Below are 26,794 nucleotides of genomic sequence, written 5' to 3'. Positions count from 1 at the left end.
GGGCCAGGGTCACTTGAACTCGACGGGGAAGCCGATCGCCGGGGAGGGCAGCTCGACGCCGAACCATTGCTTGAAGGACGCCTGATAGGTGGGGAATTCCACGCCGGTCATGGCCTCGTGCAGGGCGGTGTTGACGAAGTTCAGCCAGTCCTGGTCGCCACGCTTGACCGCGCAGGCGTAGGTCTGGGGACTCCAGGCGTAGTCGGGCGAGCGATAGCGGCCGGGATTCTGGGTCATCAGGTACTTGACCGAGGACTGGTCGGTGGCCACGGCATCGGCGCGGCCGGTGCCGAGGGCCTGGTAGAGCAGGTCGACGCTGTCGTACTGGTCGACCTTGGCCCCGGGCAGCGCCTGGTGCACCAGTTCCTCGGCATAGACGTTCTGCAGCACCGCCACGGTCAGGTCGCCCTTGGCCGCCTTGAGGTCGTCGAGCTGCTGGTAGCGGCTGTTGGCCGGCAACAGCAGGGCCACGCCTTCGCGGTAGTAGGGCAGGGTAAAGGCCACCTGCTGGGCGCGGCTGGCGGTCACGGTGATGAACTGGCAGCTGATGTCGACCTTGTCGGTGAGCAGGTTGGGGATGCGCGCATCCGAGCCCTGGACCACGAATTCGACCTTTTCCGGATCATTGAACAGGCCCTTGGCGATGACCTTGGAGATATCGATATCGAAGCCCTGCAACTTGCCGTCGGCGCCCTGGAAGTGCCAGGGGGCATTGGTGCTGCCGGTGCCCACCACCAGGTGACCGCGCTTGAGCACGTCGTCCAGCTTGGCCGCCTGGGCGCCGGTCACGGCCGCCAGGCCGATCAGCAGCACCAGTGTTTTCCACCCCTTCGTCTTGCTCATCATCTCGCTGCTCCTTTTTCCGTTATAGCGGAACTATGTTCGTAACAACGGAATGGATTGCAGCGACTGTGCCAGCTCTTCGTGTGGCTTTGCAAATCAAGGGCTTGGCCTGGGCGCGCAGGCGTAGGGGCGGCCATCGCTCAGGGGGATGGCACCGAGAGGTGGCGGAAGGTAACGAGGCTGCACCAGGCCGAGGCGTTACCGGGTAGCGGCGCTCAGGCGGCGGGGAAGGTCAGGCGCAGATCGCCGGCACGCGGCAGGAAGCGACCATGGCGCTCGCCAATGGCCTGCTCCGGTGCATAGGCCAGGTGCCCATTCACCCAGACCGCTTCGATGCCTTCGGCAGGGCGTTGCGGAGCGCTGAAGTCGGCCACGTCGCGGATCCGCGCGGGATCGAACAGCACCAGGTCGGCATGGGCGCCGGGTTCGAGCAGGCCGCGCCCGACCAGGCCGAAGCGGGCGGCGGAGAGACCGGTCATCTTGTGCACGGCGGTGTGCAGCGGGAAGAGGCCGAGGTCGCGGCTGAAATGACCGAGCACCCGCGGGAAGGCGCCCCAGAGCCGTGGATGGGGGAAGGGATCCTCGGGCAGGCCATCGGAGCCGATCATGCTCAGCGGATGAGCGAGGATGAGGCGCACGTCGGCCTCGCTCATGCCGTAGTAGACGGCGCCAGCCGGCTGCAGGCGGCGGGCGGTGGCCTGCAGATCCAGGCCCCAGTCGGCGGCGATGGCATCCAGGTCGCGGCCACCACACTCTGGGTGCGGGGTGGACCAGGTGATGGTGATGCGATGGCGGTCGGTGACCTGCTTGAGATCCAGGGTGGAGGAGCTGGCGGCGTAGGGATAGCAGTCGCAGCCGACCGGCTGGCGTTGGGCGGCCCGCGCCAGAGCGCCGAGTAATTCCGGCGCGCGGCCCCAGTTGTCCACCCCGGCGCACTTGAGGTGGGAGACCACCACCGGCGCCCGTGCCTGGCGGCCGATGTCCAGGGCTTCGTCCAGGGCCTCGTGTACCGCGGCGAATTCACTGCGCAAATGGGTGGCATAGAGCCCGCCCACCGCATCCAGCTCCGCGGCCAACGCGGCCACTTCCGCGGTTGGCGCCGCCGCGGCGGACGCATAGGCGAGGCCAGTGGAGAGCCCCAGCGCACCGGCCGCGAGGCTCTCGCGCAATTCCTCGCGCATGGCGGCGATCTCCGCGGGCGTGGCGGCGCGCGCGAGGTCGTCCAGATGATTGCTGCGCAGCGCCGTGTGCCCCACCAGGGCGGCCACGTTGACCCCGGGGCGCGCCTGTTCCACCGCCGCGCGATAGGCGGCGAAGGTGGGATAGACGAAGGCCGCGGCCGGACCGAGCAGATTCAGCGGATCCGGCGGCTCGCCGTGCAGGCGCACCGGGGCGGCGCTGATGCCGCAGTTGCCCACCACCACGGTGGTGACGCCCTGGCTGAGCTTGGGCAACTGCTCGGGGCGGCGGATGACCATGCTGTCGTCATGGGTATGGACGTCGATGAAGCCCGGCGCCAGGGCCAGGCCGCGAGCGTCACGGACCTCCCGCGCCGGTTGGTCGGCGAGGTCGCCCACGGCAGTGATAAGACCGGCGCTGACGGCCAGATCGGCCACCCTGCCGGGGTAGTTGCGGCCATCCAGGATCAGGGCGCCGCGAATGAGGAGGTCATGCATAACGTCGCCTTTCCGGCCGCTTGCCCTGGCAGCCCCGACCGTTGAGCCCGGGCTTTTGGCCGTTCGGTAGCAAAGTGCCCTGAATTTTGATTATCGCAAATATGGATAACGCACTAATCATTAAACGGCTGGTCAATGCGCCGCCCAGACCGTGACCAAACGGCTACCGACGCTACCCCTTCCTGTGAGTCTGCCATGAATCTGTTGACCCCCGCCGTCCGGCTGATGAATCGCCTCAGGTTTCCTGCCAAGTTCGCCTGCCTGGCCGCCATCGTCCTGGTGCCCTTGCTGTTCCTGAGCTTCTACATTTACCAGGACATCCAGGAGCAGCGGGTCGGGCTGGTGCAGGAGATCGCTGGCCAGCGCTATCTGACTCAGCTGACTCCCATCGCCCGCCTGAGCATGCTGCAACGCGCCCTGACCAAGCGTCTCCAGGATGGCGACGGCTCCGCCCAGTCGGACTGGCAGGCCAACCGCGACGCCCTGCTCAAGGCCTATGATGACCTCGGCCGGCTGGATCGCGAACTCGGTGGCCCACTGGAAACCGGGACGCGCCTGAGCCAGCTGCGGCAGAACGCCGAGCGGCTGTTGCAAGGCGTGCCCGGCACCTCGTTGGAGGTGTTCGACGCCTGGAGCGAGCAACTGACGCAGACCCTGAATTTCTTCTATTACGTCTCGGCCACCTCGGGCCTAGTGCTGGAATCCGACTACACCAGCCTCTTTCTCGTCGATATCACCTCGCTGCGCCTGCCCCGCGAGATCAACCTGATCGGCCAGCTGCGCGGCCTGGCCTTTGGCCTGAGCGCGAGCAACCGCTTCGACCCGGCCAGCCTGATGGTCGCGCGCAGCCTGGTACGGCAGGAGCGGCAGACCGCCGACGAGCTGGAGCAGGCGCTCCGGCTGCTGGCCCGCCAGGCGCCGGAGCTGGCCCAGCGGCTCAAGGCGTCCATCGCCCAGGCAGCGGACGACTATGCCAATTTCCGCCAAGGCATGATGGTCGCCATGGGCGGCGAGGGCGGGGTCGACGGGCGAGCCCTGGGGACCCAGGGCAGCGCCGTCGTCGCGCGCTACTTCAAGGTGCAGGAAGAGGCCCAGGGCATCCTGGCCCAGTTGCTGGTCGAGCGCCTGGCCCACCAGACCCTGTTGCGCGACCTGGTGCTGGGCATGATCGCGGCGGCCCTGGCGCTGCTGGGCTATACCTTCGCCGGCATCTACCAGGCGCTGCGCCTGGGGATCGCCGGTCTGGTCAGCGTGACCGCTGCCGCCGCCCAGGGCGACCTAAGTCGCCGCGCCGCCCTGCGTGGCCGTGACGAGATCGCCGACATCGGCCGTAGCCTGGACTCGATGCTGGAGGCCTTTGGTCGCTCGCTGCGCGAGGTCGACCAGGCGTCCGCTGCGGTGGCCCAGGCCTCCGGCGCCCTGGCCGGTTCCATCGGCCAGGCGCGCGCGACCATGCAGGCGCAGCAGGCCGAGACCGATCAGGTGGCCACCGCCATCACCGAGATGACCGCCAGCGTGGCGGACGTCGCCCACAACACCGAAGGCGCGGTGGCCGCCGCCCAGCAGGCCGATGAGGCGACCCAGCAGGGCACCCGGGTGATGCGGCAGACGCAACAGGCCATCGAGGCCCTGGCCGCTGAGGTGGATCTGAGCGCCAGCAAGGTCGCCGCCCTGGCCAACCACAGCCAGGCCATCGGTGGCGTCATCGCGGTGATCCGTACCATCGCCGAGCAGACCAACCTGCTGGCGCTTAACGCCGCCATCGAAGCCGCCCGGGCGGGCGAGCAGGGGCGCGGCTTCGCCGTGGTGGCCGACGAGGTTCGTACCCTGGCCTCGCGCACCCAGACCTCCACCGAGGAGATCCGCCGCATCATCGAGCAGCTGCAGGGGGCGACCGCCGAGGCAGTGGGGCAGATGCAGGCCAGTCGTGGCCACGCCCTGACCGGCGTCGAGGCCGCCGAGCAGGCCAGCGTCAGCCTGAACAGCATCGGCTCCGCGGTGGAGCGGATCGTCGACGTCAACGTGCAGATCGCCAGTGCCGCCGAGCAGCAAGCGGCGGTTTCCGAGGACATCAACCGCAACACCATCGGCATCCGCGCCAGTACCGTCCAGGTGCTGGGCGGGATCGAGGCGGACGCCGGTACCGCCGAGCGCCTGGCCAGCCTCTCCCAGGACCTGCGCAGCGTCGTCGCGCGTTTCCGGCTCAGCGCCTGAGAGCACCACTCATCGGCGGAGGCTGGGCCGCGCTTTACAGAGCGGGCGGCTGCGGATAACTGTATAAATAGACAGTTATCCGCAGGAGCGCCGCGTCATGTCCATCACCGTCCTGGGTCGCCTGGAGTCTTCGCCGACCCAGGTGCCGCTTCATGAGGTTCGCCTCTCGTGCGGCTTTCCGTCGCCGGCGCAGGATCATCTGGAGCGCCAGGTCTCGCTGGATGAGCTGGTCGACCTGCGCGCCCCCCATACCTATGTGATCAAGGTCAGCGGCGACAGCATGACCGGCGTCGGCATCTTTCCCGGTGACCTGGTGATCGTCGACCGTTCGCGGCCGGCGCGGGTGGGTGACATCGTGGTAGCGGTGCGCGACCGCGAGCCCACGCTGAAGCGCCTGGGCCGGCGCGGCGCCAACTTCGTGCTGCTGGCGGAAAACCCGGCCTATGCGCCCCTGGTCATCGGCGAGCGCGACGACTTCGAGGTCTGGGGCGTGGCCACCCACGGCCTGCGGCGCTTCGGCCATGGCTGAGTCGGTGCTGGCGCTGATCGACTGCAACGCCTTCTATTGCAGTTGCGAGCGGGTCTTCCGCCCCGATCTCGCCCAGCGCCCGGTGGTGGTGCTGTCCAACAACGATGGTTGCGTGATCGCCCGCTCGGCCGAGGCCAAGCGCCTGGGCATCGCCATGGCCGCGCCCTGGTTCCAGGTTCGCGACCTGGCCCAGCGCGGCGAGGTGGCCGCCTTCAGTTCCAACTACGCCCTCTACGGCGACCTGAGCGACCGGGTGATGCGCACCCTGGCCACCCTGGTGCCGCGCCTGGAGCGCTACAGCATCGACGAGGTGTTCGCCGAGCTGGCCGGTCTGCCCGAACCGCTGGACGCCCTCGGCCACCGCCTGCAGGCGCGGGTGCAGAAATGGACGGGCATCCCGGTGAGCGTCGGCATCGCTGGCACCAAGACCCTGGCCAAGCTCGCCAATGCCGCGGCCAAGCGCTGGCCGGAGCGTACCGGCGGGGTGCTCGATCTGCGCGACCCGGCGGTGCATGACTGGGTGCTGCGGCACTCGCCGATCGAGGACGTCTGGGGCGTGGGGCGGCGATTGGCGGCGCGCCTGCGTGGCCAGCAGGTGACCACCGCCTGGGAATTGGCCCAGCAGGACCCCTGGACGCTGCGGCAGAGATACAGCGTGGTGCTGGAAAAGACCGCCCGGGAGCTGCGCGGGCTGGCCTGCCTGAGCCTGGAGGAAGTGGAAGCGCCGCGGCAGACGATCTGCAGCAGCCGCATGTTCGGCCGGCGCCAGTACCAGTTCGGCGCCCTGGCCGAGGCGGTGGCCAGCTACACCGCCCGCGCCGCGGAAAAGCTGCGCGGCCAGGGCTCGCTCTGCCGCGCGCTGCGGGTCAGCATCCAGACCGGCATGCACGGTGCCGACGAGGGCCGCTACGCCAATGCCGCCCTGCTCACGCTGCCGGTGGCCAGTGACGACACCCGGATGCTCAACGACTACGCCCAGTCCGGCCTGCGCGAGATCTTTCGCGATGGTTTCGGCTATGCCAAGGCGGAGATCCTGCTGCTCGACCTCTGTCGCCGCGAAGATCTCGCCGGTGACCTCTTCGCCGCCGCGCCGGATCCGGCTAGTACCCGCCTGATGGCGACCCTGGATGCCATCAACGGCAAGTTCGGCCGCGAAACCCTGAGACCCGCACGCATCCCGCGCGATCCCGCCTGGCAGATGCGCCGCGACCTGCTCAGCCCGCGCTATACCACCCGCCTCGACGAACTCTGGACGGTGGGCTGAGCCCGCACGCGTCTCGCCGCCCTAGCGGTTGCCAGCGGTGCGCCGTTGCCAGGCGTAGCCCACGCCCAGCAGCAGGAACCACAGGGGGCTGGCCAGCAGCGCCTGGCGGGTATCGTCCTGCAGCGTCAGCAGTACCAGCACCCCGGCGAAGAAGGCCAGCACGGCGTAGCACACCCAGCGCCCGCCCGGCAGGCGGAAGGTCGCGGCGGCATGCTGCTCCGGGCGGTGGCGACGGTAGGCCAGCCAGGCCAGCAGGATCAGCGACCAGACGAACATGAACAGCACCGCCGCCAGGGTGGTGACCAGGGTGAAGGCGGTGACCAGGTTGGGAATCAGGTAGATCAGCAAGGTGCCCAGCAACAGGCACAGGCAGGAGAGCACCAGCCCGCGCGCCGGTACCGCCGCCCGCGAAAGACGGGTGAGGCTGCGCGGCGCATGACCTTCGCGGGCCAGGCCATAGAGCATGCGGCTGGTGGAAAAGATGCCGCTGTTGGCCGAGGAGGTCGCCGAGGTCAGCACCACGAAGTTGATCAGGCTGGCCGCCATGGGCACGCCGGCCAGCACGAAGAGTTCGACGAAGGGGCTCTTGTCCGGCACGACCTGGCGCCAGGGCGTCACCGCCATGATCACCACCAGGGCCAGCACATAGAACACCAGGATGCGCAGCGGGATGGAGTTGATGGCGCGGGGCAGGTTGCGCCGGGGATCGGCGGTCTCGGCGGCGGTGGTGCCCACCAGCTCGATGCCGACGAAGGCGAACACCGCGATCTGGAAGCCGGCGAAGAAACCGCCCAGGCCCATGGGGAAGACGCCACCGTCGTTCCACAGGTTGGCGAGGCTGGCGACGTTGCCCGCGGGGGAGCGGAAGCCCCACAGCACCAGGCCGAAGCCGGTGACGATCAGGGCGCAGATGGCGACGATCTTGATCAGCGCGAACCAGAATTCCAATTCGCCGAACAGCCGCACCGTGACCAGGTTGAGCCCCAGCAGGAGCAACACGCACAGCAGCGCCGGGATCCAGGGTGCGAGGCCGGGCCACCAGAACTGGGCGTAGGCGGCGATGGCGATGACATCGGCGATGGCGGTGACGATCCAGCAGAACCAGTAGGTCCAGCCGCAGAAGAAGCCCGCCCAGGGGCCGAGCAGGTCGCTGCAGAAGTCGATGAAGGAGCGGTACTCAAGGTTCGCCAGCAGCAGCTCGCCCAGGGCGCGCATGACGAAGAACAGCGCGCTGCCGATGATCAGGTAGACCAGCAGGATCGACGGACCGGCGAGGGCGATGGTCTTGCCCGAGCCCATGAACAGGCCGGTGCCGATGGCGCCGCCGATGGCGATCAGTTGCAGATGGCGGTTGGACAGGCTGCGTTGCAGCTCCTCGGGCGGGGTGGGTGACGCGGACATGACGAGCGGATACCTGGCAGCGACAGCGGGGGCCACAAGGTAAGAGATGCCTGCCGGGCATGCCAGTCGTTTTGCCAGGACAGCATGCCGCAGGGCGGGTCTGCCGCTGGCCACCGGCAGCCTGCCACCGGTTACCCGCGGGGCTGGCAAGGGAGCCTTGAACCCGCCTATCATGGCCGTCTGGGCCCAGTGCTGAGGGTCTGGCGGCCACGAGATCCATCAGCGCCTCTGCCAGTGAGTCGTCCCTTGTCCTACCTCGAAACCTTCGCCTGGGAAACCACGCCGCTGGGCGCTCGCCCTGACTGGCCGGTCGCGCTGCGGACTACCTATGACCTGCTGATGGCCTCGCCCTTCGCCATGTGCGCGACCTGGGGCGCCGAGCAGACCCTGATCTACAACCCGGCCTACGCGCCCTTTCTCGGCGCCAGGCATCCTGCGGCGCTGGGGCAGCCGATCCACGAGGTCTGGGCCGAGCTCTGGTGCGAGATCGCGCCCCTGATCGAGCGGACCCTGGCCGGCGAGGCGCTGCACTTCGTCGACAAGCACTTCGTGATGACCCGCAACGGCTATCCCGAGGACACCTACTGGAGCTTCTCCTACAGCCCGCTGCGGGACGGCGAGACCATCGTCGGCATGCTCAACATCACCACCGAGACCACCGCCAGCGTCTTCGCCCATCGCCAGCGCGACGCCGCCGAGGCTGCGCTGCGCCGACACAACCTGTCGCTGGAGCAGGAGCTGAGCGTCCGCATCGACGAACGCGACAGCGCCCGGGAGGCCGAAAGCAATGCCCGGGTCAATGCCGAGCGGGTCCGCCTGGCGCTGGCCGCCGGCGCCATCATCGGCACCTGGTACTGGGATCTGCCCACCGACAGGTTCACCGTCGACGAGGCCTTCGCCGCCAGCTTCGGCCTGGATCCGGCTCTCGGCCGCAGCGGCCTGAGCCTGGCCCAGGTGGTCGCCAACGTCCACCCGGACGACCAGGCGGGTCTTGCCACCGCCATCGCCGAGGTGATCGGTCGCGGCGGTCGCTATGCCCACCAGTACCGCGTGCGCCGCCGCGACGGTCGCTACTACTGGCTGGAAGCCAACGGCCATGTCGAGCTGGCGACGGACGGCACCCCGCTGAGATTTCCCGGCGTGCTGCTGGACGTGGACGCTCGTCGTGCCCTGGCCGACGAGCGTGACCGCGCCCTGGCCGACCTGCGCGAGCTGACCGCCACCCTGGAACAGCGCGTCGAGGAGCGCACCGAAGAACTCCGCCGCTCCGAGGAGGCGCTGCGCCAGTCGCAGAAGATGGAGGCCGTCGGCCAGCTCACCGGGGGCCTGGCCCACGATTTCAACAACCTGCTGGCGGGGATCTCCGGCAGCCTGGACCTGATGAGCCTGCGCATCGGCCAGGGCCGCTTCACCGAGCTGGAAAAATACCTGCTGGCGGCCCAGGGCAGTGCCAAGCGGGCGGCGGCCCTGACCCACCGGCTGCTGGCCTTCGCCCGCCGCCAGACCCTGGCGCCCGAGCCCACCCTGGTCAACCAGCTGGTGGGCGGCATGCTCGACCTGGTGCAACGCACCGTCGGCCCGGCCATCCAGGTGCAGTTCATCAGCCTACCGGACGACCAGCCGCTGCTGGTGGACCAGTCCCAGCTGGAAAACGCCCTGCTCAATCTCTGCATCAACGCCCGCGACGCCATGCCCGGCGGCGGGCGTATCCTCATCGAAGCCAGCTACCTCCAGGTGGGTACCTCGGCGACCCCAGACTTCGAGCTGGCAGCGGGACGCTATCTGCACCTGCGGGTGACCGACAGCGGCAGCGGCATGACCCCGGACGTCGCGGCCAAGGCCTTCGAACCCTTCTTCACCACCAAGCCGATGGGGCAGGGCACCGGCCTCGGCCTGTCGATGATTTACGGCTTCGCCCGCCAGTCGGGCGGCCAGCTACGCCTGCGCTCCGTACCCGGTGCAGGCACCACCGTCTGTCTCTACCTGCCCCTGCGACTGGCCGAGCGACCCTACGAACCCGCCGCAGCGAAGGGCCTCGGCTGTGCTCTCGAGGGCGCCAACGCCACCGTGCTAGTAGTCGACGATGAACCCACGGTGCGCATGCTGGTGACCGACCTGCTGCGCGAACTGGGCTACGTCATCATCGAAGCCGCCGACGGCGCCGGTGGCCTGGAAGTCCTGCATTCCGATGCCCGCATCGACCTGCTGGTCACCGACGTCGGCCTGCCCGGCGGCATGAACGGCCGCCAGCTCGCCGACGCCGCCCGCGTCTACCGCCCGGCGCTCAAGGTGCTGTTCATCACCGGCTTCGCCGAAACGTCCCTGCTCAACGACGGCCACCTGGAACCGGGCATGGCGATACTCACCAAGCCCTTCGCGGTGGAAACGCTGGCGCAGCGGGTGAAGGGGCTGGTGGAGGGGTAGGATGCGCGTCCCAGCGGCCTTCGGCAGGGCCCGGAAACACAACGGCCCCCAATCAGTGGTCCGCTAGGACTGATTGGAGGCCGTCTTCAATCTGGAGCGGGCGAAGGGAATCGAACCCTCGTCATGAGCTTGGGAAGCTCAGGTAATGCCATTATACGACGCCCGCGTGGGGTGCCTTTGTACCAGAAGCGTGCGCCGGGGTGAAGAGGCGGGAGTCGTCTGGTCGTTTCGTGGTCCAAGGAACAGGGACCGCAGGCTGCGGTGATCGGGGACGCTGTCCCCACAGGAGGAGGGCGCGCATGTCTCGCAACCAAGGCACCATCCAGGGGGTGATTCCCCCCTACATTCTCGGCCGCATCATCGATCATGGCGACGAACACCAGCGTTCCTGCGCCCTGACCACCCTGAGTCACGTCCAGAGTCTGCTTCACAATCCCGGGCGGCCCGGGGTGCGCCAGGCGCCGGTGGGGCCGTTGCCGCGCACCGATGACGCCAGTCCGCAGCGCAGCATCTTCGATGCCGGCAATGCCATGCAATTGCCGGGGCGGCTGGTGCGCCAGGAAGGGCAGGCGGCGGTCAGCGACGTGGCGGTGGACGAGGCCTACGACTACCTCGGGGCCACCTTCACCTTCTTCCACGAGGTGTTCGGCCGCAACTCCATCGATGGCCAGGGCCTGCCGCTGGCGGGTACCGTCCACTATGGCCAGGAGTACCAGAACGCCTTCTGGAACGGTGAGCAGATGGTCTTCGGCGATGGCGACGGGGAGATCTTCAACAGGTTCACCATCGCCCTGGACGTCATCGCCCACGAGCTGGCCCATGGCGTCACCGAAAGCGAGGCGGGCCTGGTGTACTTCAACCAGTCCGGCGCGCTCAACGAGTCGGTCTCCGATGTCTTCGGCATCCTGGTCAAGCAGTACCAGCTCAAGCAGACCGCCGCCGCGGCGGACTGGATCATAGGCGCCGGGCTGCTGACCGAGAAAATCCACGGCAAGGGCCTGAGATCCATGGCCGAGCCGGGCACCGCCTACGATGACCCGACCCTGGGCAAGGATCCCCAACCCGGCCATATGCGCGACTACATAGAGACGCGCGAGGACAATGGTGGCGTCCACCTCAACTCGGGCATCCCCAACCGGGCGTTCTATCTGGCGGCGGTGGCCCTGGGTGGCTATGCCTGGGAGAAGGCCGGGCCGATCTGGTACGACACCCTCTGCGACAGTCGCCTGGCCAACGATGCGGACTTCGCCGCCTTCGCCCGGCTGACGGTGTCCAACGCCGGGCGGCGCTTCGGTGCCGAATCGGCGGAGGTCCGGGCAGTCGAGGCGGCCTGGGCCGACGTGGGCGTCACCCTCATCTAGCGGTGCCTGGCACCGAGGAGCATGGCAATGCGCGAACTACCCCCGCTGGGCAAGGACACCGTGGTACGGCTCTCGCGACAGGGCGGTTTCGCGCCCTTGCATGCCCTGAGCAAGCCACGGGAGATCGAGTTCGGCCAGTACGACAGCACCCAGCGCGGGCGTATCTGCTCGGTGCTGGAGCGCTGCCTGCCGGAGTCCGGCGAGCCGACCCAGGTCGGCCGTGGCGACCAGCGCTACTTCAAGGTGGAGTTGCGCTTTCGGCCGCAGCCCGCCGAGCAGGAAGACGAGCTGACCCTGCTGATCCCCGAAGACCGCGCGCCCAGTGAGCTGGTGCGGCTGTGGGACAAGGGGCTGGTGGAGTAAGCCCTAGGGCACCGCCCAGACCTCGCCTGGCGTTGGCGCCCGGAAATCCGCATCCGCCAGGCCATGCAGCGCGCGCGCGTGGGCCAGGTCGCGGGGCGGGGCGAATTGCTCTTCGTCGCTGAGCGGAAAGGTGCCAAAGTGGATGCCCAGGCTGCTCCGGGCCTCCAGCGTCTGGTGGGCGCGTACCGCGTCATCGGGATTGAGGTGACTGTCCTGCATGAACCAGCGCGGCTCATAGGCGCCGATGGGCAGGGCGGCGAAGCGCGGCGCGCCCAGCCGCTCGCGGATCTGCGCGAAGTGCGGCCCCCAGCCGGTATCGCCGGCGAAATAGACCGGTCCCGCCGGTGCCTCCAGCACGAAGCCACCCCAGAGCCGCCGATTGGTGTCGAAGCGACTGCGCGCCGACCAGTGCTGGCCGGGCACCAGATGCAGGCGCAGCCCGTCCTTGAGCGGCAGGCTTTGCCACCAGTCCAGCTCCTCGACCGTGACGAAGCCGGTCTCGCGCCGGATCAGCTCGCCGTTGCCCAGGGGCGTCACCACCGGCGTCAGCGGCGAACGCTCGGCCAGGCGCCTCAGGGTCGCCAGGTCCATATGATCGTAGTGGCTGTGGCTGACGAAGATCAGGTCCAGCGGCGGCAGGTCGTCCAGGGCGACGCCCGGGGCGTGCTGGCGCTGCGGACCGATGAAGGTGAAGGGGCTGACCCGGTCCGACCAGACCGGGTCGGTGAGGATATTGAGGCCTTCATGCTGGATCAGCAGGGTGGCGTGATTGACGAAGGTGACCCGCAGCTCGCTGCCCGCGACGCGGGTCGCCGGCCGGGTGGGCACCGCGGGGCCGTCCTGCCAGGTCCACTGCGGACGCGTCCGGGTGAACTGCCACTTGAGCAGCGTCCAGAGGCTCTTGTCCTCCCGCGGCGCCAGGTTGTAGAAACGCTCGCCGTCGAAATGGTCGGAACGCGGGCCTTCGTAGGCCGACGAGGCGCAGCCGGCCAAGGCGAGGAGGTGGATCAGCCACAGCGGACGGAAGATGCGCATGGGACCTCGGACGATTAGACTGAGCGGTCCAGCTTACCCCTTCGCTAGCCGCCGTCGATCCCCATGTCGCGAAATCCTCGTTCCCCTTCCGGCCCCCGGCCCCGTCGCCAGGCCAAGGCACCGCCAGCCGAGCCACGGCTGCTGCTGCTCAACAAGCCCTTCGACGTCCTCACCCAGTTCGCTGACGCCGACGGCCGGGCCACGCTGAAAGCCTACGTCGCGGTACCGGGGGTTTATCCCGCCGGCCGCCTGGACCGTGACAGCGAAGGCCTGTTGCTGCTGACCAACGATGGCCAGCTGCAGGCGCGCATCGCCGATCCCAAGCACAAGCTGCCCAAGACCTACTGGGCGCAGGTGGAGGGTACGCCCAGCGAGGAGCAGCTGCAGCGCCTGCGCCAGGGGGTCGAGCTCAACGATGGCCCGACCCTGCCGGCCGAGGCGCGGCTGTTGGCCGAACCCCCCGGGCTATGGGAGCGCGATCCGCCGGTGCGCTTTCGCAAGAGCGTGCCGACCGCCTGGGTGGAACTGACCATCCGCGAAGGCCGCAATCGCCAGGTGCGCCGCATGACGGCCGCGGTCGGCTTGCCGACCCTGCGGCTGGTACGGGTCCGCATCGGTCCCTGGACCCTGGATGACCTGGCGCCGGGGGAATGGCGCGAGGTGCCGGCGCGGCTCTAGCTTCTGTACGCAAGATACCTGTTGGCTACCTGTCGTCCAGCGCTTCGCGCCAGGGTCAGTCCTGGCGCTCGCTGGCCGCTTCCTGCAGGTCGCCGGCGATGTCGGCGAGGCGGCGGCTGACGTCTTTCAGCAGCTGCGGATCCAGTTCGCGCGCCGGTTGGCCCGGCTCGGTGAGCAGTTGGCTGGCCAGCAGGGCGCTCAGCGCCCCGACCTCGGTGGCCTGGTGGCGGAGGTCGTGGGTGTGCTGGACCGCGGCGTCGCGCAGCAGGTTGGTGCTGTGGGTCAGTCGACCCAGCTCGTCGTCCGGGCCAGTGGGCAGGCGCTCGCCGAAACGCCCGCGGGCCAGCAGCCCCAGTTGCCGCGCGCAGGCCACCAGGGGATCGACCAGCCGGCGTTCCACCAGGCGCACGCCAAGGAACAGCAGGCCGCCGCCACAGAGCAGCAGCGCCAGGCCACCGAGCAGGATGTCGCGCTGCGCCTCGGCGCGGATGGTGGCGATCTGGGCGGCCGTGCGTCCGTGCAGCTCGCTGACCAGGGTGGCGAAGCCTTCGGCGGTTTCCCGGTCGATGCCGCGGACCTCGGCATCGCCCCGGCGGGGATCGCGATCATGGGCAAGATAGGCGGCTTGGCCGGCGCGATAGCGCTCGCCCAGGCGTCCGTGCTGGGCGCGCAGGGCCTGCAGGCGCGCTTGCAGGTCGGGATCGACCGTGGCGGCCAGCTGCCGCAGGCGCTGGTCGACCTCCGCCTCGCGACTCAGGAAGGCTTGCCAGTAGCGCTCGGCGGTAGCGGCATCACCGCCGCGCAGGAGGAAGTTCTTCCACTCCTGTACCTGGATCTTGAAGACCAGGTGGGTATCGTCGACCTCCACCAAACGCTCCAGAGGGCCTTCGATCAGCTGCTGGTAGCGCTGGAGTTCGCGGGAGAGCAGGGCGAAGCCGGCCAGGGCGATCAGCAGCATCAGCAGCAGGCTGCCGCCGAAGAGGAGCAGGCTCTGGCTGCGGAGCGAGCGGGCGAAAGGCATGGGGAATCTCGACAGGGAACGCAGAGCCGCAGCTTAGGGCGCCTGCTCGCCGAAGGCCAGCCTCAGGCCGCGGCCAGCAACTGCCCGGCGACGGCGAACATCACCAGTGCCACCAGCAGGTCGATCAGGCGCCAGACGTTCGGCCGGGCCAGGTAGGGGGCGGCCCAGGCGGCGCCCAGGGCGAGGCCGAAGAACCACAGCAGGGAGGCGGTGGCGGCGCCGAACACATAGGCCAGGGGCGCGGCCTGCTGGCTGCCCAGGGAGCCGACCAACAGTACCGTGTCCAGGTAGACATGGGGATTGAGCAGGGAGACCGCCGCCGCCGCGAGCAGGGCCTGGCGGCGACTGCGCGGAAGGCTGGCCTCCAGGCTGCCCAGGGCGGCGGGCTGCCAGGCCCGGCGCAGGGCCTGGACGCCGTACCAGATCAGGAAGGCCGCACCGCCCCAGCGCAGGATGTCCACCAGCAGCGGGCTGTGCTGGATCAGCGCGGCCAGGCCCAGCACCCCGGCGGCCACCAGGATCACATCGCAGGCCAGGCAGAAGCTGGCGATGGCCAGGTGATGCTCGCGGCGCAGGCCCTGGGCCAGCAGGTAGGTGTTCTGGGCGCCCAGGGCCATGATGAGGCTGGCCATGGTCAGCAGGCCGGTGAAGTAGCTGTTCATTACGTGGTCAGTGCCTGGTGGTCTCGGAATGGCTGCCACCTTGCCGACTTGGGGTGTATAAGAAAAACCAATATTCCTTATGCAGCATTAGCTGAATCGATGATCGACTACAAATTGCTGGAAGCTCTGGCAGTGGTGGTGGAGGAGGGTGGCTTCGAGCGCGCCGCGCGCCGCCTGGGCCTGTCGCAGTCGGCGGTCTCGCAACGCATCAAGCTGCTCGAAGCCCGGGTCGGCCAGGCGGTGCTGGTCCGCGAGACGCCGCCCCAGCCCACCGCCCCGGGCCTGCGCCTGCTGCGCCATATCCAGCAGGTGCGCCTGCTGGAAGCCGATCTGGGCAGCGAGGTGCCGGGCCTCGCCGAGGAGGCGCCGCAGCGGCTGCGGATCGCCCTCAACGCCGATAGTCTGGCCAACTGGTGGCCGGCCGCGGTCGGCCCCTGGCTCGGGGATCAGCGAATCCTGCTGGATCTGGTGGTGGAGGATCAGGACGTGGTGCTGCGCCGCATGCGCGCCGGCGAGGTGGCGGCCTGCCTCTGCGCCAGCGGCCAGCCCCTGGCCGGTGCCCGGGTCAGCGCCCTCGGCGCCATGCGCTATCGAGCCCTGGCCAGTCCCGACTTCCGTGCCCGACGGCTGGCCGCGCTGCCCGACCCCCGGGCCCTGGTGCGGGCACCGGCCATCGTCTTCGGTCCGGATGACCGGCTGCAGCATCGTTATCTGGAACAGCTCGGCATCACCCAGCCCTTCGATTACCACCTGTGCCCGTCCGCCGAGGGTTTCCTGCAGATGACCCAGAGCGGCATCGGCTGGGGCCTGCTGCCGGACATCCAGAGCGCCGCCGCCCGTGCCAGCGGTGCCCTGGTGGACCTAGTGCCGGGTCACTGGGTGGACGTGCCCCTGTTCTGGCATCACTGGCGCAACGGCGGCGCCTCCCTGCAGGCCCTGACCCGGCACCTGGAAGACGTTGCCGGTCGGTGGCTGGTACGCGACTAGCGGCGTCCGGCCGAGGCTTTGGGTACACTGGCGGACCGGTCGCCCGCGGCGCGACCGCGGCCTTTCAGGGAATCCCAGCGACATGCGTATCTTGATCACGGGCGCCAGCGATGCCCTCGGTGCGGGCCTGGCCTGCGATCTGCTCGACCGCGGCCAACTGGTGCGCGTGCACGGCCGGCCCGGGGCGACCCTGGATGCCTTGGTCGAGCGCGGCGCCGAATATCGCCCCGCCTTGCTCGACCAGCCCGCGCAGGTGGTGGCGCTGTGCGACGACATCGACGCCATCGTCCACTGCACCGACGTGGCCGGGATGCCGACCGCGGCTGCACTGGAACTCGGCCAGGTGCTGATCGAGGCGGCCTTGCAGCAGCGGGTCGCGCAATTCCTCTATGTCTCTTCCGCCCGCGTCTACGAGCGCGGGGGCGAGGCGCTCAAGGAGGATCAGGTACCGGCCAAGCCGCGCAGCAGCGAGGCCCAATGGCGTCTGCAACTGGAGCGCCTGGCCCTGGCGGCCGGTGAATTCGGTCCGCAGGTGACGGTGCTGCGCCCGGCCCAGGTACTCGGCCTGGCCGACCGCGACTGGGCCCGCTGGCTGCTCGAGCGCGCTCGCGCCAAGCAGCTCTGGCAGCGTGGCAACGGCCTCAACCGCTGGGACTTCACCAGTGCGACCAACCTGCGCCAGGCGCTGCTGACGCTGCTGCTGGAGCAGCCGGCGACGGCCGCCGGCAAGGTCTTCAACCTCAGCGATGGCCAGCCGCTGGTGTGCTGGGACGCCATCAACTTCCTGTTGCGGCGCTTCGAGCTGCCACCGGTGCCCGCGACCAAGGCCTTCGATCCCTGGCGGCTCTATGCCCGGTTGCGGGCGCCGCGTCTCGCCTCGCCCTGGCCCGAGCTGCTGGACGAACCCTTCACCCTGGATATCCACGCCGCGCAGGAGGCCTTCGGCTATAGACCCGAGGCCAGTTCCTGGGCGGCGCTTGAAGAGTATCGCCCGCGCGGGCGTCAGCCCCGCAGCGGACCGGCGTAGCGATTCGCGGCAGCCAGGAACTCCTGGCTGACGAAGCCCGAATCCTGGAGCGCCAGCCTGGGTTGCGGCCGCTCCGCGGGCAGGGGCAGGCCACCCAGCGCCGCCAGCCGTTTGCCCAGCTCGCGGGTCTCGGCATCCTCGGCGCCCAGGCTGGCGGCCAGCATCCGCGGGATGGCGTCGACCTCGTCGAGGCGCAGGGTCAGGCCCTGTTCCTGGCGCAACCGACGCCGCAGGGCGGTGAGGCAATCGAAGAAGGCTTTGCTGTATTCCATGCTGTTGGACCTCCAAGGGCGACGAAGCCTGGTGTGACGCAAAGCTCATACCAGAAGCTGCAGATCCAGCCCTTAGGCGGCTCGATTGGCGTAGCGGTGTTTCCTGTGCGCCGTGATGGCGCATTGATATCGACGCGGTATGAGTTTCGGTGCACGATCCCGATACGAAAGCTACGGCCGGCTACCTCGCGCCCGGGGGATCGGCCGTTATACTGGCCGCGATTTCGTCTTTCCGCCTTTGCCCACAGGTCCGCCATGCGCAACGATCTTCTCGATGAAATGGATAACGTGCCGAGTCTGACGCCGGAGCGTGACGACCGCCGGCCGTCGAATCGGCGTCCGGTCGAGGCTGACGAGCCCTATCGCGAACCCACTGCCGGGCATGCGCCGCGTGGGGTGCGGCGCGGACCGTCCACGGCGCCGCTCTGGGTCCTGGTCGCCGCCCTGACCCTGGCCCTGGCCGGCGTCGCCTGGTGGAGCCATCAGCAGCTGCTGCTGATGCAGGAGCAGGTGGTGGCCACCCAGGAGAACTTCGCGCGGATCAGCGAAGACGCCCAGGGCCGCCTGAGGGACATCTCCGGCAAGCTGGTGGAAAGCGAATCCTCCGGCACCACCAGCCGCGAAGCCTTGCTGCTGCAGGTCAAGACGTTGCAGACCAAGGTCGCCGATCTCACGCGCCAGCAGCAGGGCGTGACCGACAACCAGCAGGCCCAGGACAACCGGCTGCAGAATCTCGCCACGGCGGTGCAGACGGTACAGACCGGCAGCGGCGAGGTGGATACCCGGCTCAAGGCCCTGGCCGAGGAGCAGGCCGCGCTGAAGAACGGCCTGGCCCAGACCGGCAGCCTGGCCGAGCAGGTCGCCAGCCTGACCGCGCAGAACAAGGCGCTGCAGGCGGACATCGCCGCGCTGAAGAAGCCGAGCGCCCAGAGCCAGGCCCTGGGTGACATCCAGCAGGACCTGCTGGTGCTGCGCAGTGAGCTGGATGCCCGGCCGGTAGGGCCGGACAGCAAGGAATTCGACGCCTTCCGCCTGCAGACCACGAGGAACATCAATACCCTGCAGACCCAGGTGCAGAACCTGCAGCAGCAGATCAGCGCCGGGGCGCGTTGATCGGATCGATCTCGCTGCGTTGCCATTCCTGCGGCCAGAGTTCGCCATCCAGCTGGTCGAGCCGCCGCTGCAGGACCTTCTGCTTGAAGACCTCGAGGATCTCCACCAGCACGTCGTCCAGGGCGCTGTCCTGGGCGCCGCTGGGCAGGCTCTGATCGAAGCCCTGGTCGGCCAGGCGACTGGCCAGGGCGCGGAAGTCGCGGGTGCGCAGACTGGCCGCCGCTTCCCGCACCAGGCCGTTGACGATGTCGGTGAGCACGCCGTCCAGGGTGTCGGCCAGGCGCTCGCCCATGGGCAGGCGCTTGAGCCGGGCGAGATCCGGGTTGTCGTCCAGGGCGCGCTGCACCACGTCGGCGACCAGCCGCTCCAGGGTGGCGCGATTCTGCGCATAGCCCTGCTCCACCAGGCTCTGGATGCGCAGTGCCATGCCGTCGATCAGCCGCTGCTTTCGCGGGCGCAGGACGCGGTCGATGACGCTCTGGGAGAAGTCGTCGCGGGTATTCAGTTCGTCCTGCAATTCGCCGCAGATCTTGATCATCACCCGGTCCGACAGGTCTTCCATGAGCAGCTGGTAGTAGTGGTCGAACAGGCAATAGGGCCGCCAGCGGCGCATGTCGATCAGGCCCAGACGCTGCAGACGCAACAGCAGCGAGACGATGCGCAGCGCCCGCAGCAGGCGGAAGCCGCCCAGGGGGATGCAGCCGAGCACGTCGTACCAGTGGATGAAGGGATAGTGGTACCAGCGCGCATGCCGCCGTTCGACCACCGCCACCAGCCAGCCGAGCAGCACGTCGGCGATGAAGAAGGCGACGAACACCAGGTCGATGCTGGTGAAGTGGGCGTGGATGCGCTCGCCATAGAAGGCATGGAAACTGGGCAGCAGCGCGGCCAGGGCGCGATTCAGCGGCCCCAGGGCATAGAGGCTGTCGAACAGCAGCAGCGCCAGGTTCAGGCAGACCAGGAGCAGGATCAGGCCGTCCCAGAGTGCCAGCAGTCCCTCGTGGCGGCGCGGCGGTGGCGCCGGGGCCGCGGCTGGCGCGCTCATGGCCGCGCGGCCTGCCAGAGCACCTCGCTCACGCCCTGGCGGCGGGCGACGATGCGCGCCGCGACGAACAGCAGGTCGGACAACCGGTTGAGATAGGGCAGGCCCTGGCCTTCGAGGGGTTCCACGGCGTGCAGGCTACGGCAGCGCCGCTCGGCGCTGCGCGCCAGGGTCCGGCACACGTGGGCCTGGGCGACGGCGCGGGAGCCCCCGGGCAGGATGAAGTTCTCCAGTGGACCCAGCTCGGTGTTCCAGCCGTCGATGGCCTGCTCCAGCCGCTCGATCTCCACCGCGTGCAGGGCACGATAGCTGGGCATGGCCAGTTCGCCGCCCAGGTCGAACAGCCGGTGCTGGCAGGGCGCCAGGACCCTGCTCACCTCGGCCAGCCGCTCGTCCTCCGCCAGGTCGGCGAGCAGCAGGCCCAGGGCACTGTTGAGTTCGTCCACCGCGCCTATGGCCTCGATGCGCGGATGGTCCTTGGGCACCCGGCTGCCGTCGGCGAGGCCGGTGTCGCCGGCGTCGCCCTGGCGGGTGTAGATCTCGGTGAGGCGAAAACCCATGGCACGGCTCCTGGCTGAGTCTAGACCGCGTCGAAATCGGCCTGGACGAGGGGCAGGCGCAGGGTGAAGCAGGTCCCTACGCCGGGCGTGGAGTGCACCTCCATCTGCCCCTTGTGGTTGTTGGTGATGATGAAGTACGACACCGACAGGCCCAGGCCGGTGCCCTGGCCCACTTCCTTGGTGGTGAAGAAGGGCTCGAAGATGCGCTTGCAGATGTCCTCGGGGATGCCGATGCCGTTGTCTTCCACCTGGATCTCCGCCCAGCCGCCGCGCAGCCGGGTGCGCAAGGTGATGCGGCCGTATTCGCCTTCCTCCTCGTCGTCCCTCAGGTGGATGGCCTGGGCGGCGTTCTTCAGCAGGTTGAGCAGCACCTGCTCCAGTTCGTTAGCGATCACCGGCACCGGGCCCAGCGCCGGGTCGAATTCACGCAGGATGGACAGGGTGCGGAAGTCGAAGCCTTCGGCCAGGTCGAAGTCGTTGCCAGCGATCTCGATGGCCTGGTCGATCAGCGGCGGCAGCTCGCTGGCTTCCATCTTGCGATTGCTGCGGCGGCTGAAGGCGAGCATGTGGCTGACGATCTTGGCCGCGCGGCTGCCGGCCTGGTGGATGCCGTCCAGCAGCCGCGGGATCTGCCGGCTCTCCAGGTAGCAGTTCACCGCATTGAGCTCGACGCCGGATTCGGCGGCCTGCTCCAGGTTCTTCGGCAGCTCCGGCGACAGCCGCCGGCGGATGTTCTGCACATTGTGCAGGATGGCGCCGAGCGGGTTGTTGATCTCGTGGGCCATGCCGGCCGCCAGGCCCCCCACCGAGAGCATCTTCTCCGACTGCACCATCATCTCTTCCATGTTCAGGCGCTGGGTGATGTCGTCGATGCGGATCACCACGCCGCGCCCGGCGCCGCCCATCAGCGGGTAGAAGGTGAGGGTGTAGTGGCGGGGGGTGTCGGTCAGCGCCCAGGTCACTCGTTCCACCTTTTCCACCCGCAGCAGTTCGGCGGTGCGGCTCAGTTGCGGCAGGAAAGGCTTGAGCGAGGGAAAGGCCAGGAACACCGGCTGGTTCAACGCCTCGTCCAGCTGGGTGCCGGAGAGGTGGGTGGCCTCCTGGTTCCACTGGGTGACGTAGAACTGCTCGTCCACCGCGATCAACGCCGAGGGCATGGAGTCGATGATGCTGTTGAGGTAGTTCTGGAAGCCGGTGAGCTTCTTCTCGATCTTGCCGCGGACCTGCACCTCCAGCTCCAGCTTGCGGTTGGAGCGGCGGGTTTCCTCGGCCAGGCTCTGCGCCTGGAGTACCGCGTACTGGGCATCGTCGCGGGCGCGCTTGAGTTGCTGCTCGCGGCCCTGGATGCGGCCGAGCATGGTGTTGAAGGATTCCGCTAGGCGCCCCAGCTCGTCCTCACTGCCCTTGCTGGCACGCAGCGAATAGTTTTCCTCGCGGGTCACCTGGCGCGAGAGTTCTTCCAGCTCGCGGATGGGCAGGGTGATGAGCCGCTTGATCTGCCGCGCTACCACCAGCCAGAGCAGGATGCTGAAGGTCAGGATGGCCAGGCTGGCGGTCAGGGTGCCGCGGTAGAAGGCCCCCGGCAATTCGCTGCTGGCCACCAGCAGCAGGTGCCCGGGCGGGCCCTCGGGGCAGGGCAGTTCCACCAGCAGGTTGGTGCGGAATTCGCGCAGGCGCCAGGTCTGCAGTTCCTCGAAGCGCGCCGGTACCTGCAGGCGGTCACCGTTGTGCAGCTCGGCCAGGCGCTGGCCCTGGCTGTCGTAGACCGCCGCCAGGCGCAGGGGCGCATAGCCGTCCAGCTGGTGCAGCTGGGCCTCGGCGGCGTCCGGCGAGGCCAGCACCTCACGGCTGAGCACGGGGCTGGCGAACAGCCGGCCGAGGGTCTGCAGCGCCTGGGGCGCCACGCTTTCCTGGGAGATCCAGTAGGCGGCGCTGATGAAGGTCACGTTGGCCACCACCAGCACCGCGATCATCATCACCAGCAGGGCGGCCAGCAACTTGCGACCGACCGGGAGATTCTTCAGGCGTTTGGCGAGGATCATGGGGCAGCCGTGGTAACAGAGAAGCGGGCAGGGTAGCCCGCAGCTAGTCCACGGGCAATCCACGCTCCGCGAGGCGGGCCTGCAGGCGCTGGTGGACGTCGGTGAGCCGGGGAACCGGCAGGCGCAACCGCCCGGCGATCGGCAGGGCGTGGCCGAGCAGATAGCTCACCTCGGTGCGCTGGCCACGTTCCACGTCCTGCAGCATCGAGGACCTGTTGTTGGCGGTGGCGGCGATCACCGCCTCGACCTCCTGCTGCAGACCCTGGGCCGCCGGGGCAAGGCCCATGGCCTCCAGTAGCGCCACCAGTTCGTCGCACAGCGCCGCCACCTCGGCGGCGTGGTTGCGCAATTCGCCATTGCGGCAGCGATGCAGCACGGTCAGCGGGTTGATGGCGCAGTTGATCGCCAGCTTGCGCCACAGCCGGGCGTCGATGTCGTCGGTCCAGCGCAGCGGAAAACCCAGGGCGCTGAGGGTCTCCAGCCAGGGCGGCGGGGAGTGGCTGCCGAGCTGGTCGCCGATCCAGGTCTGGCCGGCGCCGGCCGCCACCACGTGGAAGTCGGTTTCGCGAAAGGCGCCCTCGGTGGTGCTCGCCCTCAGGCAGCGCGCCCGCGGGATCCGCGCCGCCACCGCGTCCTGGCTGCCGAGGCCGTTCTGCAGCAGGAGGATCTCGGCTTCCGGCTCCAGGCGCGCGGCGACGCTGGCGATGGCGTCCTCGGCGTCGTAGCTCTTGCAGGCCAGCAGCAGCCGGCGGATCGGGTTGGCCGCCTCGGGCGTCTCGGCGGGCAGCGGATAGAGACTGGTGGTCTCGCCCTCGGTGAGCAGCAGGCCGCCCTTGGCGCGGTACTGCGCCAGGCGCGGACGATCGCGCAGGATCAACCGCACCGGTTCGCCACCGCGAAACAGTCGGGCCGCCCAGAGTCCGCCGAGACTGCCGGCGCCCAGCACGTGCCAGCTCACGAACGTGACTCCAACGTCGATTCCTTGCGCATGGTCGGATTCCTGAGGAAGAGGGCCAGTCGTTATAATGGTTGGTCATGCCGCAGCGTCAAGGCTGCCCCATCCCAATTGAGGAGAAAATCCATGCCTTCCTTCGACGTGGTATCGGAGCTGGACAAGCACGAAGTCACCAATGCCGTGGACAACGCCATGAAGGAGCTCGAGCGCCGCTACGACCTGCGCGGCAAGGGCAGCTTCGAGGCCAAGGACCTGACCGTCACCCTTACCGCCGACGCCGATTTCCAGCTCGAGCAGATGCTGGAGATCCTCAAGGTCAACCTGGCCAAGCGCAAGATCGACGTCCAGTGCCTGGAGGTCAAGGACGCCTACGCCTCCGGCAAGACCGTGAAGCAGGAAACCACTCTGCGCGAGGGGATCGACAAGGAGCTGGCGAAGAAGATCGTCGCCCTGATCAAGGACAGCAAGATCAAGGTCCAGGCCGCCATCCAGGGCGAGCAGGTGCGGGTCACCGGCAAGAAGCGCGACGAGCTGCAGGAAGTCATCGCCCTGCTGCGTGGCCAGTCCCTGGGCATGCCGCTGCAGTTCGACAACTTCCGCGACTGAGCCCCGCTCCGGAACCTCTGGGCCTACCGTCCGTCGCACATAGGGCGCCGCCATTGCGGTCGCGCCCGACTTTTTTCCTGTGCGTGGAGAGGTAGACGATGGATTTTAGTGCCCAGACCGATCACCTGCTGACGGCCTTCACGGCCTGGATACCGGTGATCCTGCAATATTGCGGCAAGGTGCTGCTGGCCCTGGTCACCCTGTGGATCGGCTGGTGGATCATCAATCGCCTCACCGGGCGCCTGGCCGCGCTCTTCACCCTGAGGCACATGGACCAGGCGCTGGAAACCTTCGTGGTGACCCTGGTCAACATCGGCCTCAAGGTGATGCTGGTGATCAGCGTCGCCTCCATGATCGGCATCGCCACCACCTCCTTCGTCGCCGCCCTCGGCGCCGCCAGCCTGGCCATCGGCCTGTCGCTGCAGGGCAGCCTGGCCAACTTCGCCGGCGGGGTGCTGATCCTGCTGTTCCGCCCGTTCAAGATCGGCGACTACATCGAGGCCCAGGGCGTGCAGGGCACCGTGGACTCGATCCAGATCTTCCACACCGTGCTGCGCACCGGTGACAACAAGACCGTCACCATCCCCAACGGCAACCTGTCCAACGGCATCATCACCAACCAGTCGCGGCAGACTACCCGGCAGATCGTCTTCGACGTCAAGGTGGGCTATGACGCCGATCTGCAGAAGGCCAAGCAGGTGCTGGCCGACATGGCCAAGGATCCGCGGGTCCTGGACAACCCCGCGCCCGCCATCGTGGTGGCCGGCCTGGGCGATACCTTCATTACCGTCTCCCTGCGCTGCTGGACCGCCAACAGTGACTTCTGGGGTACCCAGTTCACCTTCAACGAGCAGATCCGCGACCGGCTGCGCGCCGAAGGCATCGACATCGCGCTGCCCAGCCGGGTGGTAAAGGTGGTGGACGACAAGGGCGACAACCGCGCCACGGCTGCCGCGCGCGGCGAAGCCTAGCCGGGCCGGGGGCGGCCGCTGGCCGCCTCAGTGTCCCTGGGAGGATTCGCTGGCGACCGGGGCACGGCGCTGGCGCAGCCAGAGCGTCCCGATCAGCAGCAGCGTGGGGATGCCCATCAGGGCGGTCAGGGAGAAGAAGGAGCTGTAGCCGACGTGCTCCACCATGGCCCCCGAATAACCACCCAGTAGCCGCGGCAACAGCAGCATCAGCGAACTGAGCATGGCGTACTGGGTGGCCGAGAACCTCAGGTTGGTCAGGCTCGACAGGTAGGCGACGAAGGCCGAGGTGGCCATGCCGCCGCTGACGTTGTCGGCGCAGATGGTGGCGATCAGCAGCGGGACGTTGGCGCCGGTGGAGGCGATCACCACGAACAGCAGGTTGGTCAGCGCCGAGGCGGCGCCACCGAGGAACAGGATGGGCAGGATCCCCGCCCGGGTGATCAGCACCCCGCCAAGGCCGGCGCCGAGCAGGGTCATGAACACCCCGAAGATCTTGCTGACCCCGGCGATGGTTTCCTTGCTGTAGCCGACGTCGATATAGAAGACGCTGGCCATCACCCCCATGACCGTATCGGACAGTCGATAGGTGGAGATCAGGCCGAGCAGCAGCAGCGCCTGCCACTGGTAGCGCTGGATGAACTCGGTGATGGGCGTGAGTACCGGGGCCATTAGCCGGCGCCCGGGCGCGGTGAGGCACAGCCAGGCGATCAGGGCGTACATCAGGCCCCGTGGCCAGTAGCCCCCGGCGAAGGCCGACAGTCCCCCGGTGACCGCCACGATGAGCACGATCAGCAGGATCACCGAGACCATTTGGTGCACGAAGTCGAAGCGCGGCAGTTCCTCGGCATTGGCCGCGTCACGCAGCCGCAGCGGTTCGCGCATGCGCCGCATGAGGTCGCTCAGCGGCTTGGAGCAATAGCGGCCCCAGGGCGACAGGCAGCCGACGATGAACAGGCTGTAGAGCAGGGCGCGCGGCCAGGCCTGGGCGATCGCCGCATTGATGGCGGCCGGGAGGGAGACCAGCATCACCAGCAGCAGCGCCACCGCCACCAGCTGGTGGTTGAAGCCGAAGCGCGATTCCGCCATGGCCATGGGCGCGACCGGCTCCGGCTCGCGGATCAGCACGCTGGTCACCAGCCCCGGCAACACCAGCAGGGCGAACAGCATGTAGGTGGTGGCCCAGGCGCTCTGGCTGTAGCCGAGTCTGGACGAGCCCAGCTCCTCGGCGAGAAACAGGGCGCCGGCGCTGGCCAGCAGGGCGGCGATGCGATAGCCGGTCATGTAGCAGGCGGCGAGGGCGGCCTGGCGGTCGTCGTCGGCGATCTCCAGGCGATAGGCGTCCACCGCGATGTCCTGGGTGGCCGAGGCGAAGGCCACCAGCACCGCCAGGGCGATCAGCTGCTCCAGGTGCTGCTGCGGATTGCACAGCGCCATGCCGACCAGCCCCAGGCCCACCAGGATCTGCGACAGCACCAGCCAGGAGCGCCGCCTGCCGAGCTTGCCGATCAGCGGCAGCTTCCAGAGGTCGAGCATGGGCGACCAGACCCACTTGAAGGCATAGGCCAGGCCGATCCAGCTGGCGTAGCCGATGGTCTCGCGACTCACGCCCGCTTCGCGCAGCCATACCGAGAGGGTGGAGAACACCAGCATGGCCGGCAGGCCCGCGGCGAAACCCAGCAGCAGCATGGCCAGGCAGGCCCTGGATTTGTAGGTGGAGACGGCTTCACGCCAGAAACGTGCAAACATGC

The 26,794-nt window shown here is 68.5% G+C and carries 24 protein-coding genes and 1 tRNA gene; 12 read left to right on the top strand and 13 right to left on the bottom strand.

Annotated features, from left to right (window positions below; all coding sequences use genetic code 11):
- Positions 1-9 precede the first annotated feature (9 nt).
- Both ACYJP6_RS15605 and ACYJP6_RS15600 read right to left on the bottom strand, forming a co-directional pair.
- Positions 10-846, bottom strand: a complete 837-nt coding sequence (locus ACYJP6_RS15605; protein WP_459475945.1) for a transporter substrate-binding domain-containing protein — start codon at positions 844-846, stop codon at positions 10-12.
- A gap of 212 nt (positions 847-1,058) precedes the next feature.
- Entirely contained in the window at positions 1,059-2,519 is a 1,461-nt protein-coding gene (locus tag ACYJP6_RS15600; protein WP_459475944.1) for an N-acyl-D-amino-acid deacylase family protein, read from the bottom strand.
- A 195-nt stretch (positions 2,520-2,714) separates the two neighbouring features.
- Here ACYJP6_RS15600 and ACYJP6_RS15595 point away from each other — a divergent pair, with 195 nt between their 5' ends.
- From ACYJP6_RS15595 to ACYJP6_RS15585, 3 genes are all read left to right on the top strand, one after another.
- Entirely contained in the window at positions 2,715-4,733 is a 2,019-nt protein-coding gene (locus ACYJP6_RS15595; protein ID WP_459475943.1) for a methyl-accepting chemotaxis protein, read from the top strand.
- 97 nt (positions 4,734-4,830) lie between these two features.
- Positions 4,831-5,262, top strand: coding sequence for a LexA family protein (locus ACYJP6_RS15590; protein ID WP_459475942.1), 432 nt, complete (start codon positions 4,831-4,833; stop codon positions 5,260-5,262).
- The gene (locus tag ACYJP6_RS15585; RefSeq protein WP_459475941.1) at positions 5,255-6,526 is read left to right on the top strand and encodes a Y-family DNA polymerase; all 1,272 of its coding nucleotides are present in this window, start codon (positions 5,255-5,257) and stop codon (positions 6,524-6,526) included. The genes ACYJP6_RS15590 and ACYJP6_RS15585 overlap by 8 nt, the downstream gene beginning before the upstream one ends.
- Before the next feature lie 21 nt (positions 6,527-6,547).
- On the opposite strand, the gene cycA is transcribed toward ACYJP6_RS15585, so the two are convergent.
- The gene (gene cycA, locus ACYJP6_RS15580) at positions 6,548-7,927 is read right to left on the bottom strand and encodes a D-serine/D-alanine/glycine transporter (RefSeq protein WP_459475940.1); all 1,380 of its coding nucleotides are present in this window, start codon (positions 7,925-7,927) and stop codon (positions 6,548-6,550) included.
- Between the two features lie 84 nt (positions 7,928-8,011).
- Between cycA and ACYJP6_RS15575 the strand changes: the two genes are divergently transcribed.
- The gene (locus tag ACYJP6_RS15575) at positions 8,012-10,351 is read left to right on the top strand and encodes an ATP-binding protein (protein ID WP_459475939.1); all 2,340 of its coding nucleotides are present in this window, start codon (positions 8,012-8,014) and stop codon (positions 10,349-10,351) included.
- Between the two features lie 92 nt (positions 10,352-10,443).
- Here ACYJP6_RS15575 and ACYJP6_RS15570 read toward each other — a convergent pair.
- Positions 10,444-10,517 (bottom strand) — tRNA-Gly (locus ACYJP6_RS15570).
- Positions 10,518-10,650: 133 nt separating this feature from the next.
- Between ACYJP6_RS15570 and ACYJP6_RS15565 the strand changes: the two genes are divergently transcribed.
- Together ACYJP6_RS15565 and ACYJP6_RS15560 are read left to right on the top strand one after the other, a co-directional pair.
- Positions 10,651-11,712: a M4 family metallopeptidase gene (locus ACYJP6_RS15565; protein ID WP_459475938.1), complete on the top strand. Its 1,062-nt coding sequence runs from the start codon at positions 10,651-10,653 to the stop codon at positions 11,710-11,712.
- Positions 11,713-11,739: 27 nt separating this feature from the next.
- Entirely contained in the window at positions 11,740-12,075 is a 336-nt protein-coding gene (locus ACYJP6_RS15560) for a protealysin inhibitor emfourin (RefSeq protein WP_313647461.1), read from the top strand.
- 3 nt (positions 12,076-12,078) lie between these two features.
- Here the strand turns inward: ACYJP6_RS15560 and ACYJP6_RS15555 are convergent, their stop codons facing one another.
- Positions 12,079-13,110 carry an MBL fold metallo-hydrolase gene (locus ACYJP6_RS15555; RefSeq protein ID WP_459475937.1) on the bottom strand — a complete coding sequence of 344 codons (1,032 nt, stop codon included), beginning with the start codon at positions 13,108-13,110 and terminating at the stop codon, positions 12,079-12,081.
- 63 nt (positions 13,111-13,173) lie between these two features.
- Between ACYJP6_RS15555 and ACYJP6_RS15550 the strand changes: the two genes are divergently transcribed.
- Positions 13,174-13,788: a pseudouridine synthase gene (locus tag ACYJP6_RS15550; protein WP_459475936.1), complete on the top strand. Its 615-nt coding sequence runs from the start codon at positions 13,174-13,176 to the stop codon at positions 13,786-13,788.
- Positions 13,789-13,843: 55 nt separating this feature from the next.
- Here the strand turns inward: ACYJP6_RS15550 and ACYJP6_RS15545 are convergent, their stop codons facing one another.
- Both ACYJP6_RS15545 and ACYJP6_RS15540 read right to left on the bottom strand, forming a co-directional pair.
- A complete protein-coding gene (locus tag ACYJP6_RS15545) occupies positions 13,844-14,809 on the bottom strand; it encodes a methyl-accepting chemotaxis protein (protein WP_459475935.1) in 966 nt (321 codons plus the stop codon).
- 62 nt (positions 14,810-14,871) lie between these two features.
- Positions 14,872-15,471, bottom strand: a complete 600-nt coding sequence (locus tag ACYJP6_RS15540; RefSeq protein ID WP_459475933.1) for a LysE/ArgO family amino acid transporter — start codon at positions 15,469-15,471, stop codon at positions 14,872-14,874.
- A 99-nt stretch (positions 15,472-15,570) separates the two neighbouring features.
- Between ACYJP6_RS15540 and ACYJP6_RS15535 the strand changes: the two genes are divergently transcribed.
- On the top strand, positions 15,571-16,458 hold the full coding sequence (locus tag ACYJP6_RS15535) for a LysR family transcriptional regulator ArgP (protein ID WP_459475932.1): 888 nt from the start codon (positions 15,571-15,573) through the stop codon (positions 16,456-16,458).
- An 82-nt stretch (positions 16,459-16,540) separates the two neighbouring features.
- Complete coding sequence (locus ACYJP6_RS15530; protein ID WP_459475931.1) at positions 16,541-17,485, top strand: NAD-dependent epimerase/dehydratase family protein; 945 nt, start codon at positions 16,541-16,543, stop codon at positions 17,483-17,485.
- Here ACYJP6_RS15530 and ACYJP6_RS15525 read toward each other — a convergent pair.
- Positions 17,461-17,757 (bottom strand): hypothetical protein, encoded by a 297-nt coding sequence (locus tag ACYJP6_RS15525; RefSeq protein WP_459475930.1) that lies wholly within the window; start codon positions 17,755-17,757, stop codon positions 17,461-17,463. The genes ACYJP6_RS15530 and ACYJP6_RS15525 overlap by 25 nt on opposite strands.
- Positions 17,758-18,012: 255 nt before the next feature.
- On the opposite strand from ACYJP6_RS15525, the gene ACYJP6_RS15520 reads away from it, so the two are divergent.
- Positions 18,013-18,870: an ATPase gene (locus ACYJP6_RS15520; RefSeq protein WP_459475929.1), complete on the top strand. Its 858-nt coding sequence runs from the start codon at positions 18,013-18,015 to the stop codon at positions 18,868-18,870.
- Here ACYJP6_RS15520 and ACYJP6_RS15515 read toward each other — a convergent pair.
- The 4 genes from ACYJP6_RS15515 to ACYJP6_RS15500 are packed head-to-tail and all read right to left on the bottom strand — an operon-like array spanning position 18,851 to position 23,472.
- The gene (locus tag ACYJP6_RS15515; RefSeq protein WP_459475928.1) at positions 18,851-19,915 is read right to left on the bottom strand and encodes an ion transporter; all 1,065 of its coding nucleotides are present in this window, start codon (positions 19,913-19,915) and stop codon (positions 18,851-18,853) included. The two genes, ACYJP6_RS15520 and ACYJP6_RS15515, sit on opposite strands and share 20 nt — an antisense overlap.
- A complete protein-coding gene (locus tag ACYJP6_RS15510) occupies positions 19,912-20,472 on the bottom strand; it encodes a cob(I)yrinic acid a,c-diamide adenosyltransferase (RefSeq protein WP_459475927.1) in 561 nt (186 codons plus the stop codon). The genes ACYJP6_RS15515 and ACYJP6_RS15510 overlap by 4 nt, the downstream gene beginning before the upstream one ends.
- Before the next feature lie 20 nt (positions 20,473-20,492).
- Positions 20,493-22,514, bottom strand: a complete 2,022-nt coding sequence (locus ACYJP6_RS15505; protein ID WP_459475926.1) for a sensor histidine kinase — start codon at positions 22,512-22,514, stop codon at positions 20,493-20,495.
- Positions 22,515-22,557: 43 nt separating this feature from the next.
- Complete coding sequence (locus ACYJP6_RS15500; RefSeq protein ID WP_459475925.1) at positions 22,558-23,472, bottom strand: putative 2-dehydropantoate 2-reductase; 915 nt, start codon at positions 23,470-23,472, stop codon at positions 22,558-22,560.
- Between the two features lie 123 nt (positions 23,473-23,595).
- On the opposite strand from ACYJP6_RS15500, the gene ACYJP6_RS15495 reads away from it, so the two are divergent.
- Together ACYJP6_RS15495 and ACYJP6_RS15490 are read left to right on the top strand one after the other, a co-directional pair.
- Positions 23,596-24,075: a YajQ family cyclic di-GMP-binding protein gene (locus ACYJP6_RS15495; RefSeq protein ID WP_017640080.1), complete on the top strand. Its 480-nt coding sequence runs from the start codon at positions 23,596-23,598 to the stop codon at positions 24,073-24,075.
- A gap of 98 nt (positions 24,076-24,173) precedes the next feature.
- The gene (locus ACYJP6_RS15490; protein WP_459475924.1) at positions 24,174-25,046 is read left to right on the top strand and encodes a mechanosensitive ion channel family protein; all 873 of its coding nucleotides are present in this window, start codon (positions 24,174-24,176) and stop codon (positions 25,044-25,046) included.
- A gap of 27 nt (positions 25,047-25,073) precedes the next feature.
- Here ACYJP6_RS15490 and ACYJP6_RS15485 read toward each other — a convergent pair whose 3' ends face one another.
- A complete protein-coding gene (locus ACYJP6_RS15485; RefSeq protein WP_459475923.1) occupies positions 25,074-26,792 on the bottom strand; it encodes an AmpG family muropeptide MFS transporter in 1,719 nt (572 codons plus the stop codon).
- Positions 26,793-26,794 lie beyond the last annotated feature (2 nt).

It is taken from the genome of Pseudomonas sp. No.117 (assembly GCF_054558395.1).
This window is presented reverse-complemented; position numbering and strand designations above follow the sequence as displayed.

Coding starts and splice junctions, on each gene's coding strand:
- ACYJP6_RS15495 (WP_017640080.1), top strand. CDS start 23,596: ATGCCTTCCTTCGACGTGGTATCGGAGCTGGACAAGCACGAAGTCACC.
- ACYJP6_RS15590 (WP_459475942.1), top strand. CDS start 4,831: ATGTCCATCACCGTCCTGGGTCGCCTGGAGTCTTCGCCGACCCAGGTG.
- ACYJP6_RS15490 (WP_459475924.1), top strand. CDS start 24,174: ATGGATTTTAGTGCCCAGACCGATCACCTGCTGACGGCCTTCACGGCC.
- ACYJP6_RS15485 (WP_459475923.1), bottom strand. CDS start 26,792: ATGTTTGCACGTTTCTGGCGTGAAGCCGTCTCCACCTACAAATCCAGG.
- ACYJP6_RS15545 (WP_459475935.1), bottom strand. CDS start 14,809: ATGCCTTTCGCCCGCTCGCTCCGCAGCCAGAGCCTGCTCCTCTTCGGC.
- ACYJP6_RS15595 (WP_459475943.1), top strand. CDS start 2,715: ATGAATCTGTTGACCCCCGCCGTCCGGCTGATGAATCGCCTCAGGTTT.
- ACYJP6_RS15530 (WP_459475931.1), top strand. CDS start 16,541: ATGCGTATCTTGATCACGGGCGCCAGCGATGCCCTCGGTGCGGGCCTG.
- ACYJP6_RS15540 (WP_459475933.1), bottom strand. CDS start 15,471: ATGAACAGCTACTTCACCGGCCTGCTGACCATGGCCAGCCTCATCATG.
- ACYJP6_RS15560 (WP_313647461.1), top strand. CDS start 11,740: ATGCGCGAACTACCCCCGCTGGGCAAGGACACCGTGGTACGGCTCTCG.
- ACYJP6_RS15605 (WP_459475945.1), bottom strand. CDS start 846: ATGATGAGCAAGACGAAGGGGTGGAAAACACTGGTGCTGCTGATCGGC.
- ACYJP6_RS15525 (WP_459475930.1), bottom strand. CDS start 17,757: ATGGAATACAGCAAAGCCTTCTTCGATTGCCTCACCGCCCTGCGGCGT.
- ACYJP6_RS15520 (WP_459475929.1), top strand. CDS start 18,013: ATGCGCAACGATCTTCTCGATGAAATGGATAACGTGCCGAGTCTGACG.
- ACYJP6_RS15535 (WP_459475932.1), top strand. CDS start 15,571: ATGATCGACTACAAATTGCTGGAAGCTCTGGCAGTGGTGGTGGAGGAG.
- ACYJP6_RS15515 (WP_459475928.1), bottom strand. CDS start 19,915: ATGAGCGCGCCAGCCGCGGCCCCGGCGCCACCGCCGCGCCGCCACGAG.
- ACYJP6_RS15550 (WP_459475936.1), top strand. CDS start 13,174: ATGTCGCGAAATCCTCGTTCCCCTTCCGGCCCCCGGCCCCGTCGCCAG.
- ACYJP6_RS15505 (WP_459475926.1), bottom strand. CDS start 22,514: ATGATCCTCGCCAAACGCCTGAAGAATCTCCCGGTCGGTCGCAAGTTG.
- ACYJP6_RS15555 (WP_459475937.1), bottom strand. CDS start 13,110: ATGCGCATCTTCCGTCCGCTGTGGCTGATCCACCTCCTCGCCTTGGCC.
- cycA (WP_459475940.1), bottom strand. CDS start 7,927: ATGTCCGCGTCACCCACCCCGCCCGAGGAGCTGCAACGCAGCCTGTCC.
- ACYJP6_RS15585 (WP_459475941.1), top strand. CDS start 5,255: ATGGCTGAGTCGGTGCTGGCGCTGATCGACTGCAACGCCTTCTATTGC.
- ACYJP6_RS15575 (WP_459475939.1), top strand. CDS start 8,012: ATGCCGCAGGGCGGGTCTGCCGCTGGCCACCGGCAGCCTGCCACCGGT.
- ACYJP6_RS15510 (WP_459475927.1), bottom strand. CDS start 20,472: ATGGGTTTTCGCCTCACCGAGATCTACACCCGCCAGGGCGACGCCGGC.
- ACYJP6_RS15565 (WP_459475938.1), top strand. CDS start 10,651: ATGTCTCGCAACCAAGGCACCATCCAGGGGGTGATTCCCCCCTACATT.
- ACYJP6_RS15600 (WP_459475944.1), bottom strand. CDS start 2,519: ATGCATGACCTCCTCATTCGCGGCGCCCTGATCCTGGATGGCCGCAAC.